This is a genomic window from Fibrella forsythiae (genome assembly GCF_017353175.1).
In the GTDB taxonomy this organism is placed as follows: Bacteria; Bacteroidota; Bacteroidia; order Cytophagales; family Spirosomataceae; genus Fibrella; species Fibrella forsythiae.
Genome location: NZ_JAFMYW010000002.1, coordinates 1,216,379 through 1,232,466 on the forward strand (window position 1 = coordinate 1,216,379; position 16,088 = coordinate 1,232,466).

The following is a 16,088-nucleotide window of genomic DNA, read 5'->3' on the forward strand; positions in this document are numbered from 1 at the left end:
TTGGGGCATTCGCTGTTTGTATCAGAGCCCTTCAAACTGCCGAAGGAAGCGGACGTCATTTTCGAAATAAAGACGTAGGTCACGTACCTGATACTTCAGCATCGTGATGCGTTCGATACCCATACCGAAGGCGAAGCCGGTGTACTCGTTGGGATCGATACCGCAGTTTTCCAATACGTTCGGATCAACCATGCCCGAGCCTGCAATTTCGACCCAGCCGGTATGTTTACACACGTTACAGCCACTACCTCCGCAGATCTGGCACGAGATATCGATCTCGGCGCTGGGCTCGGTGAAGGGGAAGTACGATGGGCGGAAACGGATCCTGGTGTCTTTGGTAAACAACTCTTTCACAAAGTGGTAGAGCGTGTCTTTCAGGTCTTTGAACCCCACGTTCCGGTCTATGTAAATACCTTCGACCTGGTGGAACTGGCAGTGTGCCCGCGCCGAAATGGCTTCGTTCCGGTATACCCGGCCTGGCATGATGGACCGGATCGGCCTGAACCCGCCCGGGCTGTTGCGCACGTGCTCCATCAGACGAATCTGCACGTTCGAGGTGTGGGTACGTAGCAGCATATCGTCGGACACGGTGCCTCCCGATTTGTCAACAAAAAACGTGTCCTGCATTTCGCGGGCAGGGTGATTGTCAGGGAAATTCAAGGCCCCGAAATTGTACCAGTCCGATTCGATTTCCGGACCGTCGGAAACATTGAAGCCAATACGTTCAAAGATCTGAATGATCCGCTGCCGCACCAGACTCAGCGGGTGTTGCGTACCGGTCAGGTTCGGAATAACGGGCAGGGTCAGATCAACGGCGGGTTGCGAGCCGGCCTGTTGCTGCTGGGCTTCAACCTGTTCCTGAAAAGCCGTGAACCGATCCTGTGCCAGATTTTTCAGGCCATTCAACTGCTGACCTAATGCCCGGCGGTCGTCGGCAGCGGCTGTTTTAAGCCCATCGAACAATTCGGTTATGGCCCCTTTTTTGCTCAGGTAGCGCAGCCGGTATTGCTCCAGTTCGTCTTTGGTAGTTACGGTCGCCTGTTCAATTTCGGCGTATAATTGGGCAATAGTTTCAGTCATAGAAAGGAGTCTTCTGTTTTCAGTCTTCTGTCTTTTGTTGCTCTGCCATTCAGCGTGCTCTGATGGGTGTAATAGAAGGCTGAAAACTGAAAAACGTTTAGCAAAGATACGCCTTCAATGCCGATCTCTCGATGCATCAGCCTTTCAGGGGTAACTGAATGATGAAGGTTGTTTGTTCGCCCGGGGTGGTCTCTACCGAGAGGGTGCCTCCGTGGCCTTTGGTAATAATATCGAAACTCAGGCTCAGGCCCAGGCCCGTCCCTTCGCCGGTGGGTTTGGTGGTAAAAAAAGGCTGAAAAATCTTCCGCTGTAGCTCAACCGGAATGCCGTTGCCATTATCCTGAATCCGCAATTCGAGCCCGTCGGCATGTTGCCGGGTAACAAACCAAACCGTTGGAAAATACCCTGTAGGGTTTGCCTTCGCTTTTTCGCGAACGGCATAAAACGCGTTATTGAACAGGTTCAGCAGCACCCGGCCCACATCCTGACTAACTACGTTCACGTGTTCGAGCAGTGGGTCGAGGCTGGTGTGGAGCGTGGCATTAAAGGCTTTGTCTTTGGCCCGCAACCCATGATAACTCAGGCGCAGGTATTCGTCGCCAAGGGCATTAAGGTCTGTTTTTTCTTTTTCGCCACTGCTGGTTCGCGAGTGCTGTAGCATGCCCCGAACAATACTCGCCGCCCGTTGCCCGTGCTGACTGATCTTACTGACGTTCTGGTGAATATCGCCCAGTAGTTCGGCTTCCAGTTCAGGATCGCGTTCATCGGCCGGGCGTACATGTTCCTGCTTTAATTCGTCGAGCAGTTCGGTGGAGATCTCGGCGAAGTTGTTGACAAAATTGAGCGGGTTCTGAATTTCGTGGGCAATGCCGGCCGTAAGCTCACCCAGCGACGCCATTTTTTCGCGTTGCACCAGTTGGGTCTGCGTTTCGCGGAGATTTTGCAACGACTGGTTGAGCTTTGCCGTACGCCGGGCTACCTGTTGTTCCAGCAATTCTTTCTGCTGGGTCAGGATAGATTCCTTCTCGGTCGATAGCTTTTCTACTTCGGCCAGCCTGTTCTGTAAATCCCGATTGGTGAGGTCATGTTCTTTTGCCAGTAAAATGGCCAGTACGGCCGGAATAGAAATGGCCATGATGGTTGGCAGGATACCATAATCGGAGTTGGCCAGTTTCCAGTAGTTCAGCATGGCGATGATGATGCTGCCCAGCACAGCGATGCCCAGCACGACCGAGCCGCTGATGAGTACCAGTACGGCATTGTATTGCTTGTTCCGAATGGCAATCAGACTGATTCGGAACCCATCCAGAAACAGTAGTACCAATGACAGCGCCCGCATGCCGGTTATGCCAATCGCTACAGGTCGCGGCATGGCTGGCAGACCCGTTAGCAGGGCAACGAGCAGCGTAAAACCAGCCAGAATGCCGAAAAGCGGTCCCCGTTTTTGTTGCAGATAGCTGTAGTAGGTAGCCAGAATCATGACGGCAAAACCCGTATTGAACAACGTACCCAGAAAATCGGCCCAACTGGCGGCGGTCAGGTTTCGCAGGTAATAAGGCAGGTCGGTTGCTACGGTTCCCAGACAGGAAAGCAGCATGGTGGTGCCAAAGATCAGGTTGATCGTGCGGCGGCGATAGAAGTAGTACAGGAAGTGAATGGCCGCCAGCATGAGCGATAACCCCACGATCAGATATTCTTCCAGGGTGCGGGTATGAACCTCATCGGCAATGCCGACAACAAACCCGGTTGGGTGACTTATTTCAATGTCGAAGGTGCGCTTGTCTTCAATGTAGCGTGGCACAAACCCCGTGTTTGGGTACGTGGCAAAGCGAACAGCCAGTAAATGAGACCCGGCTGGCAACGCAGGCAACAGGCACATGTCGCCACGCACTCGCTTGTGTTTCACGGTTGTCTCTGCCGACGTACCTATGGTGCCAAAGCGGGCCACGAACCGACCGTCTACGTATAATTCGGCGGCACCATTCATATGGACGAACAGCGGAATAGGCTGGTTCGCTACGGCCGAATCGAGTTGAAGCGTAAGCCGGAACCAACTGTGTTGCGCCTTAGCTACCTGTGCCAAACGATTGATGCTTCGATTCAGGCGAAGAGTATCCCATTGGCTGTCGTTGAGGGTAGGGCTGGCCCAGGCCATATTGTCGCCGGCGTGCCATCGCCATACCAGCCGGGGAAATAACCCTTCAGCCGGAATACTGTCTATTCTGTATACACCTGGTTGGGCAAGTGAACGGTGGCAGCAGACCAGCAGTAAAAACAGTAAAACAATGCGCATGGGAGGTCGCCAGGGTAGTAGTAGTCTGCAAATTAATTGATCTAAGCTGAACTGCAGACTTCGCTAGGGAACAAAGGAAACATTGGCAAGCCCGAACCGGTAGCGGTATGCGTTCACGACGCTCCAGGTTCAGGCTTGCCTGACTCATGCAGTCGCGTGCCTGTGTGCCGAACCCGACGTGTTTTTGTCAGGAAGCAACGGCCAGTCTGGATACCGACTGCTCAAAGGCCGCAACATCGTCGTCGGTGAGGTCGAGGTGGGTGACGAAGCGAACCAGTTGGGGGCCAAAAGCAACAGCCAGAATACCCTGCTCTTTTAGCCGGGCCAGGTAGTCGGTATTCGTAATGCCATTTACCAAACGAATGATGGCGATGTTGGTCTCCACAGGTAGTACTTCGGCCACTTCAGGCTGACCGGCCAGGATCTGCCCAATTTGCCGGGCACGGGCGTGGTCTACTTTCAGCCGCTCAATGTTGTGGTCGAGCGCGTAAATGCCCGCTGCCGCCAGAAAACCGGCCTGCCGCCAGCCGCCGCCCATCAGCTTCCGGAACCGTTTTGCCTGCATAATGAACGTACCTGACCCAAGCAGTAGCGATCCCACCGGGCAACCCAGGCCTTTGGAAAGGCAGATGCTGATCGAATCGAATAACCGTCCGTACGCCTCTGGCGCGTCGCCGGTTTCAACCAGCGCATTGAACAGCCGGGCTCCGTCCAGGTGAAGCGCCAGACCGTGTTCATTGCAGAGTTGGCGGATGGCGGCTAGCTCAGGCAGCGTGTAATAACAGCCACCGCCTTTATTGACTGTGTTTTCGAGCGATACCAGCCGGGAAATGGGCCGGTGAACGTCGGTGGGGTTGTTGATCGCCGGGGCAATGAGTTCGGGGGTGAGTTTACCGCGTTCACCCGCCAGCAGTGCCACCGAGGCAAGCGCATTAACGGCAATACCGCCCCCTTCATACAGGTACACGTGCGAAATCTGGTCGCAGATGACTTCGTCGCCCGGCCGAACGTGGGTACGTATGGCCAGCTGATTGGTCATCGTGCCCGAGGGGCAGAACAAAGCGGCTTCCATGCCAAACAGACGGGCGGCTTTCTGTTCAAGCGCGTTCACGGTTGGGTCTTCGCCAAAGACATCGTCGCCAACAGGAGCGGCCATCATGGCAGCCAGCATCGCTGGCGTGGGGCGGGTAACGGTATCGCTGCGGAGATCGATCATAGGTCAGTTATCAAAAAACAGTTATCAGTAAACAGCGTTGCTAAATTAGCTATCCGGCCGTTGGCAGCGGTGATAATTGTTGACTGACCCTGAAAATGAACATACCGTAAGCTCGGACATGTTTACTTATTCGACATGGAAACTATACTTTGCCGGCGATTTTCTAGTTTTGAGAGTATGGCCGACGAATTTTATAATCTCCCGCTCCGGTTAGACCTGATCACCAGAGGGCAGGCCGCCAAAGAGGTTACCCATGCCCGGCAGGTCACCTGCTCAATGGATGATTCGATCAGAAACAACCTGTACCTCATAACAACCACGCAATACAACGAGGCGCGCTATGATGGGCGGTTCGGCTGTACTATCTGGGACGATGATTTTAGCGCCGGGAATGATTCCGTCTATATTCTCTGGACAGATCGCATCGAGAAGTCGCTGATGGCCGCTATCCGCCGCTATGAACCCCGGCTCGACCGAGTCAAGGTGGAAGTGAGCGTTGATCGGGAAGGAACCCCGGATGCGCATAAGCTGGTTAGAATCAGAGTGTTGGCCGAGGTGGCCCCGTCGAACCGGCGGCCGTTTGTGTTTCAACGTGAAATTGCCGTGGCACCTTTCACCACCAAAATCAGGTAAGCATTGCCTATGAATACGCTGAATCCGTCCGACTTTTCGCGCGAAGAGATTCGTAAACGAATGACCCAGCATGCCGCGTCGATCTGGCAGATGCGGGGTAAAGACGTGGAAGCCGCCGACCCCCTGGTGAGCTATCTGATGGAAGCCTGTGCGTTTGAACTCGAAAATACGGCGCAGGCCATCGAGCAAACCCGTGGCCGGATTGTTGACCGGCTGGCCAGTGTGATGTGTCCTGATGTGGTGGATTTGCCGCGCCCGGCGCACGCTATTTTCCACGCCCGCTCAGATGATGCCCTGGCCGATCTGGCGCAATCGGCCCAGTTTTATTACCGGCCTCCGTTACGCGAAGGCAAACAGGAGGACTATTTTTTCTCGCCAGCCGTAAAAAGCCGGGTTGTCAATGGCGACGTCAGGTTTCTGGTCAGCGAACAGGGCATTGCTGAATTTAGCGGCTCCGACCGGATGCAGTGGGACAAACAGGTGACTCCCAGCTTCTTTACTGATTATCAGTCGGTCTGGATCGGCATTGAGCTGGATCAATACGTACCGGCCGTTGCTGGGTTACCCATTTACTTCGACTGGGAAACAGAATCGGTGCGGCAGAAAGCCGTGTATTACCGCAAGTTGCAGGATCAGTACCAGTCGAAATGGTTTTTGAACGGACAGCCTCTTTCCGTTCATGCGGGCTTTGTCAGTCCTGATTCGCACGCCCCTCATCTTGGGCCAGAACTCGACGTGCTACACCAGCTGGAACAGGAGGTCATGAACCTCTACCACCGTAGTTTCGTAACGCTGGGGAACGTACCTGGGCGCGATGAATGGGGCGCGGCCCTGAGCGTGTTGCCGCCCGGTTTTCAGTTCACAGAACAGCAGCGTAAGGTTTTCGACAAAGAGGTGCTGTGGCTGGAACTGCGGTTGAGCCGTGACTTCCCGATGCAGGCTGTAGCCACTATGGATGTGCGGTTGAACTGTTTTCCGGTGATGAACCGGTACCTGAACCGACTGCAGCAGCGGCTGTTCCAAACGCTGAACGTCTTTCCACTTAAATCAGAAGCTGATTTTCTGTTTATTCGCCGGGTGTATGATGCGGATAGTAAAGAGCTGTTCCGTTCGTCGCCCCTTCGGGATGTAAATCAGCTCGAAGAGAATTCGTTTATGTGGCGGCCCCACGACGTTGGCCGGTTCGATGAGCGGAATGCCCGCGATCTGCTCCAGCATGTACAGCAACTGTTGCTGGACGAAAACCGCGCGTTCCGGGCGCTTGGCTCAGGCTGGTTTGTGAAAACACTCGACGAACTGAACCGAAGCCTTGAAGACCTGCGCCAGCAACTGCAGGCCATGCCCAACGAAGGGTTCAAAACGGGAAGCCCGTATGCGTTCATCAAACCGAGAAAAACCGATAGCAACCTGTTTATTGAATTCTGGAGTACCAATGGTAAAGCGGCTAATTTCATACCCGCAGGTACGTTCCTGGCCTATTACGGAGGCTACGATTCGATGCAGACTGACCGCACAGCCCTGTTTTTGGTTACCGCTACCGTGGGGGGGTATGATAAGCTCAGCACCGCCGAGAAAGAATATCAGCTCCGCCAAACGTTGCTCTCGCGGCAGCGCCTGGTGACGATCGAGGATATTCAGGCGGAGTGCAAAGCGTATTTTTTTGCCCGGCTGGGTGGTGTAGCGGTTGATGTTCGGGTTGAAAAAGCATTCGCCGAAAACCTGATCGAAGGGGCGGGGTACGTTCGTTGCCTCGATGTGACCGTTACGCCCCGTGGCCGAACCGAACTGACCTCTGCCGAATGGGAAGCAGAATGTGACCGATGCCGACAGTATATGGCCGAGCGCTCGGCTATGAACCTGCCGTACCGGGTCAGCATGCAGTCGATGACCAACGCCCTGCGCCCGTTATGACGCTCCAGCAATACGCCGACCAACTCGACCGCCTTACCAGCGATGTGCGGCTGGAGGTAATCCTAGCCGAACTGACTCACGATGGTCTTGATCCCCGCCGCGAGCTGATGGTTCATCCGGCGGGGCTGTTCTCGCGCAGTTATCGTCACGATGTTGGGCGGGCGCTGGTGGGCAACACCGATGCGTTTGGTGACGATGCGGCCTCAATCGATCCGGCACGGCGGCAGTATCTGAACGTTGAAGTGCACCGCGACGGGCTCTACGATTACCTGCCCGAAGGTCTGTTTCATCAACCAACCAACCTGGGGCGCGATCGGGCCGAAGTATTTGAGGATATAGATGAGCAGGCCCGTCGGCAACGGGGAATCCGGCAGTTCTTTCAGCCGTTGGAGCAGGAATTCTACCTGCAGGGGTTGGCTATGGAGTTGGAAGAACGCAAATACTTTGTCACGGAAGAGAACCTGCGTCAGAACAGTCAGGGCGATGTGCTGCGTCAGTTTTGGGGTCTCCCGCCCGACCTGCTCGATATTCGCCAGTTGACTAATCTCCTCCACCTGCTGCCCATTGCCCACCGGCTCGTACACAATACACCGCTGGTTATGCAGGTGTTTGAGCTGATGCTTGGCGTACCGGTTCAGATCAGAACTATTCCGCCGCTGGTCCACCAAATTGAGCTGGCCCTGGGCGACGCGCCTGCGCCCAACGACCTGTCGAAAGCCGAATTAGGTAATTTTTCGCTGGGGGGGGCGTATCAGGATACAATGCCTGCTTACGAAATCAGGATTGGCCCCCTCAACGGCGATCAGCTGATCGACTACCTGGCCAACGGGCGTTGCCGGGCCATCATGAATCTGCTGATTGGCTATTTCATGCCATCGGAGGCCGACGTGATCGACCACCTGCTGGTGAATACTGATGAGCGATACCTCACGCTCAACGAAGATGAGTTGGCACCTGCCAGTGTGCTGGGGGTGGCGTCATACATCTAGTTTACCGGCTCGCCTCCATCATCGACACCACTAACTGGGCCGAGTTTCGGGCGGCAATGCCCAGGAACGTGCGCATATCGGTGCGGGCCGAACTGTTTGCCTTGTCGCTAAGGCTACGGATCACGATGCACGGAATGCCCTGCTGGTAGCAAATCTGAGCCACAGCAGCTCCCTCCATTTCGGTAGCATCGGCCTGATGTTCGGTACGGAGTTGATTTACCCGCTGCTCCGAATTGACAAATTCATCGCCCGTTACAATCCGCCCGGCCACGGCGATCGGTGCGCGGAGAAGACCGGGGATTGGTTCCAGTTTGCTTGATTTTGCCGTCTGTAAGGCCAGTAATAAGAGGGCAGAATCGCCGGGAAAATAACCTGGATTCAATTCGTTGGTAACCAGGTTCCTGGTCTGGTTGGTTGGTTTGTTGTCAAACGTGGTCCAGTGGTAATCGTGGTACCCTGTTTCGCGGCCAACCACCAGATCGCCGGGTTGCAGGTCGGGGCTGACACCACCTGCAATGCCCGTGAAAATCACCTGCCGGGGCCGGAAATAGGCGAGGGCAAAGGCCGTGGTCATGGCTGCGTTCGTTTTTCCGATACCCGTCAGCGCTACCACTACCTGCTGCGTTCCGAGGCGCCCTGTAACGAACCGGATCCCGTTCTTCATGACAACAACCGGGTTTTGCAGCCGTTTTTCAACCAGCTCTACCTCGGGCCCGAAAGCGCCAAGCAACGCCGTGATGGATTCTGTCTGATACGCCTGTGCATGACTACACTGCGTTATGACGACGAAAAGAAGCGCAAGGAGAAACCGCATCGGTTAGGTGTGTTAATAAGAAATTCGTGCAGGTACGTTGTTAACTATCGATTAGCCTCTTAATCGAACAGGAGCCAGTCGACGCCGAAGCCAAAACCGCGCTGTAGTTGCAGAAAACCGGGCGCAACGAAATACCCCGGCTGAAAGACCCCCTGGTTGACATGGCTGAATTTCAGGAAGAAACGTACCCGGTTTACCCGCATGTTGGCAAAGGCATCGGCCAGAATAGCCCCTTCAACCAACTGCCGGTCTTGCAGATAATACTGCTGCGATTCGGGCGAGTAGGCATCTCCGTAAAACTTCGATTTGTAATGCAGTTCCAGCCCGGTCTGGATGTGCAGCACTTTGGCATAAATGAAATCATACTGAACCCGGCCGTTGATGAAGAAGGTCGGAATACGAAGCACATCGTTGCCCGCGTTGAGCGGTGTGTAATAGATCTGTGTGCTGGCCTTGAACCGCGATTTCGAGTAGGAGGCTCCTAACCCCACGCGGAACATGGTGAAGGCCGTTGCCAGTTGGGCTGGTACGGCATTCTGGTTGAAGTACACGTAATTGTTGAGCAGCCAGAAGTCGCCACCGGGCGACACGGTCCAGTCTTTATACTTTATGTTCAGCAGGCCGTAGGCATGTTGGGTTCCTCTAAGCCCAAATCGGTTGTTCCACTGATAATGGTTACTGGAAAACCGCTGCGAGATCAGCGTGGGTTCGGCCAGCATGGTGGTGAAACCAACCGTAAACAGGCGGCTTTCCAGTTGTCCGTTCAGCCGGAAAGCGCCTGTGCCAACCAGGTATTCGCCTTCGGCAGTCAGCCTCGACAGGCTGTCGGGGAAATAATAGCCCAGCCAGCCACCAACGTAGTTTTCAAAGCCAGAAGCCGAGTAGCTGTTCTTATTCGGCTGGGTTTCGCCGCTCACCGTTGTGGTTGAGGCCAGGTTATAATCGCTCTGCTGGCTGAAAATCCGTTGCCGGTAGAAAAGCCGATAATTATAAGCCGATTTCCCCCGGTTATAAATGCCTTTCACCCCAAACGTATTGTCGATGGCATGCCAGTATACATCCTGCTGGGTACGTGTTGAATCGTAGAGCGAACGCGGGTAAAAATGGGAGAAGTTCTGGTTCGCTACCTGCGCATCATCCTTGTAATTGTTGGTCTGGATCTGGTAATCAAGCCGGTGGAAAAACTGAATGCCATCGGTAGGCACGTATTGGTGATATAGGTGCAGGCTGGTCCGCCGTTCCCAGCCCAGCGTACTGGCCAGCTTGGCCTGCCCCTCGTAATCGAACGGGATGGTGTCGCCGCTTGTGGTCGTACCAAACACATTTCCTCCCTGCTCGGGCAGGCTGTGGTTCATGTGATTGATGTGGGCCATCAGCGTGTAGCGGTTGTTCTCCGTCCGGTAATTGCCGTGAAGCAGAACGCCCCAGTCCTGCGCCAGCAGTCGTTCGGTCTGGCTACGTGCCGCACTGGTGCCAAACTGCCGTTCCGACGTAAATCGCTGTACGTTGAAGCCTACATTCAGGCGCGGCGTGATATTCTGGTTGAAATCGAAGTTCAGGATATTCTGATTTCGCCCGCCCAGCACCAGATACATATCCGTGAAGGGAGACTTCGTGTCGTAATAACGTACCTGATTAGTCTGGTAAGCGTAGGGCGAAAACACGTAATAGCCCTGTTGTTCGCCAATCTGAGTTGGGGTCTCGTAGAACACAGGCCGTAATGGCGTACCCAGATTGCCCAGGTCCGTGTACCGGTTTCCGTTTCGTTTCGTGAATTCGAACTGATGATTGCTCACCAGCGATGTATCAGTCAGATACAGTTTTTTTCGGTTATTGAATACGTCGCTTTCCAGAAAGAAACGGGCGGTGGTAGGGCCATAAATCACCTTCGTTGAATCATCAATACCCACACCCGCACCGGATCCGCCGGGTTTTCCGGCTCCATTGGGGCTGGTGGTGCCGGGGAAGCTGCCGGGAGTACTCGGAAAGGTGCCTACGCCCGTAGACTGTTGCGCCCAGCCGAGCGTGGATAGACAAAGAAACGAGGCCAGAAAAAGAAGTGCCGAAAACTGCATACGCAAAAATAGACCAAAACCCGCGCCGGGCCGCTATGGAGCTACTGGTTAACGATTTTTAAGTGCCGGGCCGCGTAGGCAATCAACGACTAAACGGGCCAACGTTTGGGCGTCTTCCTGCCCAAGGAACGTCATACTCACCGGAAGGTAGGCGAAACGCCCTGTTTTCTGCTCAGATTCAGTCAGTAACGGCGCCAGTTTGACCTCGTCTTTCTGAGTCGTCAGAAACCAGGTTTCGGTTGGGGTTTGGGCAACGAGTTGGTCAACATCAGCGCGTGTATAGGCATAATGGTCACCAAAATCAGTATGGTGGGCAACCCCCCAGGTGTTGGCAACGTACCTGACAAGCGGATCGGCATGGGCCAGCCCCGATACCAGTTGAACCGGACCGGTGATCTGAGCCTGGGCCTGACCGCCGAACAGGCGGGGCTGGCCGTAGGCCAATCCGGCGAAGAGGATAGGTACTTTGGCGGCTCCGGCCACTGGTTCAGTATACCGACGGATCTGACGGTCGATGGTCGCTTGTTCAGCAGGCGAGAGGTCGTGCGGACATTTCGTCACAATCACAGCATCGGCGCGGCGGGCTCCCGTGCGTCGTTCACGTAGCCGCCCACCGGGAAAGGGATCGTCCGTATAGAATGGGCGGTAATAATCGGTCAGTAATAAATTCAGCTGCGGTTGAACGGCCCGATGCTGATAGGCGTCGTCGAGCACAACGGTTCTGATTTCGGGCTGCTCAAGGGCCAACTGCCGAAGCGCATCGGCGCGGCGTTCGCCAACAGTAATGGTGATGGCCGGCGAAAAATTACGGAACAGTTGGAGCGGTTCATCGCCGATCGTAGCGGCCGAATCGGCGGAAGTGGCCACCCGAAACCCGTGAGTTTGGCGGCCATAGCCCCGGCTGAGGGTGGCTATTTCGCCAGTTAAGGCTGGGTCGAGGGTTTGGAGGTAACGCAGCAGGTATTCAACAGCAGGCGTTTTACCGGTGCCACCAACCGTGAGGTTCCCAACCGAGATACACCGTTGGGTAGGAATGTAAGTGGTTACAAAATTATGATCGTAAAGCACGTTTCGGAGCGCCAATACACCTCCATAGGCCAGAGACAGCGGTTTTAGCAGGTTTTTATAAGTCACACTTCCGGTAATAATTTCGTAACATGTTTTTGCTGATGGGTCAAAAGTAGTAGTTTTAGCGGTTTGTTTTCCTCCGCCCACCGTATCCAATGAGTCTCCGGGTCAGCTACCTGAAATATACCCTTAACTTCACCTTCGAGGCTGGCACCTCGCGGGGGACGCTTACCCAAAAAGACTCGTTTTTCCTCCGTTTATTCGATACCGATCAACCCGATATAGTTGGATATGGTGAATGCGGCCCGCTTCGTGGCCTGAGCCTTGACGATATTCCAGACTTTGAAGAACGGCTATCTGAATACTGCGATTACTTCAATCAGATTGATCTTCAGCTATTTGACTGGAACGTAACGGTGGTGCTGAATCAACTGATCAGCCAGCAGCACCCCAGTATTCTCTTCGGATTTGAGACGGCTATGCACGATTACCTGTCGGGTGGCCAACGGCTTATCCGCGATACGGAGTTTGTGCACGGTCGGCGGGCGCTTCCAATCAACGGGCTGGTCTGGATGGGCTCGCATGAAGCCATGCGCAATCAGATTGACCAGAAAATTGCGGCGGGTTACACCACCATCAAGCTCAAGATCGGGGCAATTGATTTCGATCATGAGTGCGCCCTGCTGGCCTACATCCGGGAGCAGTATAGCCCGGAGCAGATCACGATCCGGGTCGATGCCAACGGGGCGTTTCACCCCGACGAGGCGATGACGAAACTAGAACGCCTGGCGCAGTATCAGCTACATTCCATTGAGCAACCCATTGCCGCCGGGCAGCACGACCTGATGGCCGAATTGTGCCGACAAACGCCGCTGCCAATCGCGCTGGATGAGGAGCTGATCGGGCATATGGAATACGTGGATAAGTTTCGGTTGCTCAAAAAAATTCAGCCACAATACATTATCCTTAAGCCAACCTTACTGGGTGGCCTTCGCCACTGCGATGAGTGGATCGAACTGGCAAACCGCCTGTCTATCAGCTGGTGGATCACGTCGGCCCTCGAGTCGAATGTTGGCCTGAATGCCATTGCCCAGTACACTGCGCAATTCAAGAACCTGATGCCTCAGGGGCTGGGAACCGGACAATTGTATCATAACAATATCAGCAGCCCCCTGCGAATTGATGCAGGTACGTTGCGCTATGACCCGGCTACTCCCTGGCATCTGAACGGACTGCGTCCCTAGCTGCCGCTTCATCACGAATTTTCGTCATATAATGTCAATCACCGCTTTTCTTCGCCCCATCGCCGGCCTGCTGGTGCTGGGCCTGTCTGTTGCCTCGTTGCCTGCTGCCGGGCAATTGCTAACCGAAAAACAAGCCTACACGCATGGCGACACCCTCCGCGGAACCATGACGCCCGAACGTACCTGGTGGAATCTGCTACATTATCACCTGCAGGTACGCGTCAACCCGACAGATAGTACGTTCAGCGGTCAGAATACCATAAAGTATCGGGTGGTGAGGGCCAGCCAGGTGATGCAGATCGACCTTCAATCACCGATGACGTTGATCCGGGCCGAACAGGACGGGCAGCCGTTACCGATCCGCACGGATGGGAACGCGCATTTTATTACGCTGGCCAAACCACAGCGCCCCGGCCGTACGGAGACCATTACGGTCGATTATGGCGGGAAACCCCGGGTAGCTAAAAATGCACCCTGGGATGGAGGCGTGTCGTGGGCTCGGGATACCGATTCAACAAAAAGCTGGTTCATTGCCACTTCCTGCCAGGGGCTGGGTTCCAGCGTTTGGTGGCCCTGCAAAGACCATATGTATGACGAACCCGACTCTATGCTGATCAGCGTTACGGTACCGGAACCGTACATGGATGTATCGAACGGGCAACTTCGACGTGTGGTAACCAACGCCGATCACACACGTACCTACGATTGGGCAGTGGTGAATCCGATCAACAATTACGGCGTTAATGTCAACATTGCGAAGTACGTGACCTGGAATGAAACGTATCAGGGCGAATCGGGTCCGCTACAGCTATCGTTTTTTGCATTACCTAAAGACGAAGCGGCTGCACGGGTACAGTTCCAGCAGGCGAAGACGATGTTGCGCGTTTTCGAAAACTGGTTTGGCCCGTATCCGTTCTATAAAGACGGTTACAAACTGGTACAGGTGCCTTATCTGGGTATGGAACACCAGAGCTCGGTTACCTACGGCAACAAATTCAGGAATGGGTATCTGGGACGGGACCTGTCGCGGACGGGCTGGGGTCTGCGCTGGGATTTTATCATCGTGCATGAGTCGGGCCATGAGTGGTTTGCCAACAATATCACTTACAAAGACATTGCCGACATGTGGATTCATGAGAGCTTCACGGCTTACTCGGAAAACCTGTATACAGAAGCACTGTTTGGCAAAAACGCAGGTGCACAATACGTGATCGGAACGCGGGTAGGCATCCGAAACGATCGGCCAATCATCGGCGATTACAACGTGAACAGCGAGGGATCAGGCGATATGTATTACAAAGGGGCCAATATGTTGCACATGATTCGGCAAGGGGTGGGCAACGACGAAAAGTGGCGGCAGATTCTGCGGGGGCTAAACAAGACGTTCTATCACCAAACAGTAACCACCCAGCAGATTGAATCGTATCTGATAAAACAAACTGGGCTGCCCCTGAAACCCTTGTTCGATCAGTACCTGCGCGATGCCCGTGTTCCTGTGCTGGAGTATAAAATTACGCCGGAAGGAGTGGCTTATCGTTTCGCCAATTGCCAGAAAGGGTTTACGACCCCCATCCGCCTTTGCCTGAACGACGCTGGGCCGCGCCGAATCGTAACGCCATCGACCACCTGGCAGACCCTTAGTCAGCCCAACATAAAAGAAGTTAACGTCGACGCCGATTACTACGTCCTCACCAAGATGGTTGATCTGTAGGAGCGGCCATGAGGGGCCGCTCCTACAGATCAACCATTACACCCAGTTTACTCCTTTGCGGAGGAGCGATAGCGTATCGGCTTCGGGTGAATTAGGCTCGGGGTGATAATCGTAGAGCCAGTTGGCTTGCGGCGGCATACTCATCAGAATAGACTCTGTACGCCCGTTGGTTTCCAGACCAAACTTAGTGCCCCGGTCCCAGGCAAGGTTGAATTCAACGTACCTGCCACGCCGTAAACCCTGCCAGTGTTGCTCGCGGGGCGAGTAGGGGAGGTCGTGGTTTTGGGCCATGAAGTGCGTATAGATCGGTGCGAACGATTCGCCTACCGCCCGTTGAAAGGCAAACAGATCAGCTTTGCTGGTTGTCTCGTTTTCTTTCAGGTAATCGAAAAAAATGCCGCCTACACCCCGTGTTTCCTGCCGGTGCGGAATATAGAAATAGTCATCGGCCCAGGTTTTGAAGCGTGAGTAATAGGCAGGGTCATGCTGATCGCAAACGGTTTTCAGTTGCTGATGAAACCAGCGCGCATCCTCCGGAACGACATAATGGGGTGTAAGGTCAATGCCGCCGCCGAACCAGTACGTGCCGGTGCTCAATTCAAAATAACGTACGTTCATGTGTATGATCGGCACGCGGGGATTACGCGGATGAATCACGATGGAAACACCAGTGGCATAGAAGTCAGCCGGTTCGGTCAGGTTTAGTTGCCGGAGCGTTGCTGCCGATGCCTCACCTTCAACAGCTGAGAATCCCACGCCTCCTTTCTCGATCACGATACCATCGGCCATCACGCGCGACCGCCCACCCCCGCCGCCGGGGCGTTGCCAGTGGTCTTCGCGAAAGGTACCCCCCGTTCGGTTGTCGGCTAGGTTTGCAGCCAGGCCATCGGCGGTTTCGAGCGCCGTACAGATCTGATCTTGAAGCCCTTGCAGGTACGTTGTGATCTGCTGTCTATCGGGTTGTTGCATACGTATAGGGAGCGGCAGGAAAGCAGCGCAGAAAGTGGTCGAAAGCCAAACGGGCTAACGAGGGGGCAAAGATACGTGAATCTGT

12 protein-coding genes are annotated in these 16,088 nt (G+C 54.6%); 5 read left to right on the forward strand and 7 right to left on the reverse strand.

Going from position 1 to position 16,088, the window contains the following annotated elements; translation table 11 throughout:
* Positions 1-21 precede the first annotated feature (21 nt).
* From pheS to J2I46_RS11090, 3 genes are all read right to left on the reverse strand, one after another.
* Positions 22-1,080 carry a phenylalanine--tRNA ligase subunit alpha gene (gene pheS, locus J2I46_RS11080; protein ID WP_207329059.1) on the reverse strand — a complete coding sequence of 353 codons (1,059 nt, stop codon included), beginning with the start codon at positions 1,078-1,080 and terminating at the stop codon, positions 22-24.
* 136 nt (positions 1,081-1,216) lie between these two features.
* Complete coding sequence (locus J2I46_RS32835) at positions 1,217-3,373, reverse strand: ATP-binding protein (RefSeq protein WP_229379685.1); 2,157 nt, start codon at positions 3,371-3,373, stop codon at positions 1,217-1,219.
* Between the two features lie 187 nt (positions 3,374-3,560).
* A complete protein-coding gene (locus J2I46_RS11090) occupies positions 3,561-4,589 on the reverse strand; it encodes a threonine aldolase family protein (protein WP_207329060.1) in 1,029 nt (342 codons plus the stop codon).
* Between the two features lie 177 nt (positions 4,590-4,766).
* Between J2I46_RS11090 and J2I46_RS11095 the strand changes: the two genes are divergently transcribed.
* Genes J2I46_RS11095 through J2I46_RS11105 form a run of 3 tightly spaced genes read left to right on the forward strand, consistent with a single transcriptional unit; the run spans position 4,767 to position 8,122 of the window.
* Positions 4,767-5,222: a GPW/gp25 family protein gene (locus tag J2I46_RS11095; RefSeq protein WP_207329061.1), complete on the forward strand. Its 456-nt coding sequence runs from the start codon at positions 4,767-4,769 to the stop codon at positions 5,220-5,222.
* Between the two features lie 9 nt (positions 5,223-5,231).
* On the forward strand, positions 5,232-7,133 hold the full coding sequence (locus J2I46_RS11100; RefSeq protein ID WP_207329062.1) for a type VI secretion system baseplate subunit TssF: 1,902 nt from the start codon (positions 5,232-5,234) through the stop codon (positions 7,131-7,133).
* Complete coding sequence (locus tag J2I46_RS11105) at positions 7,130-8,122, forward strand: type VI secretion system baseplate subunit TssG (RefSeq protein WP_207329063.1); 993 nt, start codon at positions 7,130-7,132, stop codon at positions 8,120-8,122. Before J2I46_RS11100 ends, J2I46_RS11105 begins: the two co-directional genes overlap by 4 nt.
* Before the next feature lies 1 nt (position 8,123).
* Here the strand turns inward: J2I46_RS11105 and J2I46_RS11110 are convergent, their stop codons facing one another.
* The 3 genes from J2I46_RS11110 to lpxK are packed head-to-tail and all read right to left on the reverse strand — an operon-like array spanning position 8,124 to position 12,145.
* Positions 8,124-8,936: a 5'-methylthioadenosine/adenosylhomocysteine nucleosidase gene (locus J2I46_RS11110; protein WP_207329064.1), complete on the reverse strand. Its 813-nt coding sequence runs from the start codon at positions 8,934-8,936 to the stop codon at positions 8,124-8,126.
* 59 nt (positions 8,937-8,995) lie between these two features.
* Entirely contained in the window at positions 8,996-11,011 is a 2,016-nt protein-coding gene (locus J2I46_RS11115; protein ID WP_207329065.1) for a putative porin, read from the reverse strand.
* Between the two features lie 48 nt (positions 11,012-11,059).
* Positions 11,060-12,145, reverse strand: coding sequence for a tetraacyldisaccharide 4'-kinase (gene lpxK, locus J2I46_RS11120; protein ID WP_207329066.1), 1,086 nt, complete (start codon positions 12,143-12,145; stop codon positions 11,060-11,062).
* An 89-nt stretch (positions 12,146-12,234) separates the two neighbouring features.
* On the opposite strand from lpxK, the gene menC reads away from it, so the two are divergent.
* Both menC and J2I46_RS11130 read left to right on the forward strand, forming a co-directional pair.
* On the forward strand, positions 12,235-13,323 hold the full coding sequence (gene menC / locus J2I46_RS11125) for an o-succinylbenzoate synthase (protein ID WP_207329067.1): 1,089 nt from the start codon (positions 12,235-12,237) through the stop codon (positions 13,321-13,323).
* Positions 13,324-13,354: 31 nt separating this feature from the next.
* On the forward strand, positions 13,355-15,034 hold the full coding sequence (locus J2I46_RS11130; RefSeq protein WP_207329068.1) for a M1 family metallopeptidase: 1,680 nt from the start codon (positions 13,355-13,357) through the stop codon (positions 15,032-15,034).
* 36 nt (positions 15,035-15,070) lie between these two features.
* Here J2I46_RS11130 and hemF read toward each other — a convergent pair whose 3' ends face one another.
* Positions 15,071-16,003, reverse strand: a complete 933-nt coding sequence (gene hemF, locus J2I46_RS11135) for an oxygen-dependent coproporphyrinogen oxidase (RefSeq protein WP_207329069.1) — start codon at positions 16,001-16,003, stop codon at positions 15,071-15,073.
* Positions 16,004-16,088: the final 85 nt, after the last annotated feature.

Coding starts and splice junctions, on each gene's coding strand:
- J2I46_RS11130 (WP_207329068.1), top strand. CDS start 13,355: ATGTCAATCACCGCTTTTCTTCGCCCCATCGCCGGCCTGCTGGTGCTG.
- pheS (WP_207329059.1), bottom strand. CDS start 1,080: ATGACTGAAACTATTGCCCAATTATACGCCGAAATTGAACAGGCGACC.
- hemF (WP_207329069.1), bottom strand. CDS start 16,003: ATGCAACAACCCGATAGACAGCAGATCACAACGTACCTGCAAGGGCTT.
- J2I46_RS11095 (WP_207329061.1), top strand. CDS start 4,767: ATGGCCGACGAATTTTATAATCTCCCGCTCCGGTTAGACCTGATCACC.
- J2I46_RS11105 (WP_207329063.1), top strand. CDS start 7,130: ATGACGCTCCAGCAATACGCCGACCAACTCGACCGCCTTACCAGCGAT.
- J2I46_RS11090 (WP_207329060.1), bottom strand. CDS start 4,589: ATGATCGATCTCCGCAGCGATACCGTTACCCGCCCCACGCCAGCGATG.
- J2I46_RS11100 (WP_207329062.1), top strand. CDS start 5,232: ATGAATACGCTGAATCCGTCCGACTTTTCGCGCGAAGAGATTCGTAAA.
- menC (WP_207329067.1), top strand. CDS start 12,235: ATGAGTCTCCGGGTCAGCTACCTGAAATATACCCTTAACTTCACCTTC.
- J2I46_RS11115 (WP_207329065.1), bottom strand. CDS start 11,011: ATGCAGTTTTCGGCACTTCTTTTTCTGGCCTCGTTTCTTTGTCTATCC.
- J2I46_RS11110 (WP_207329064.1), bottom strand. CDS start 8,936: ATGCGGTTTCTCCTTGCGCTTCTTTTCGTCGTCATAACGCAGTGTAGT.
- J2I46_RS32835 (WP_229379685.1), bottom strand. CDS start 3,373: ATGCGCATTGTTTTACTGTTTTTACTGCTGGTCTGCTGCCACCGTTCA.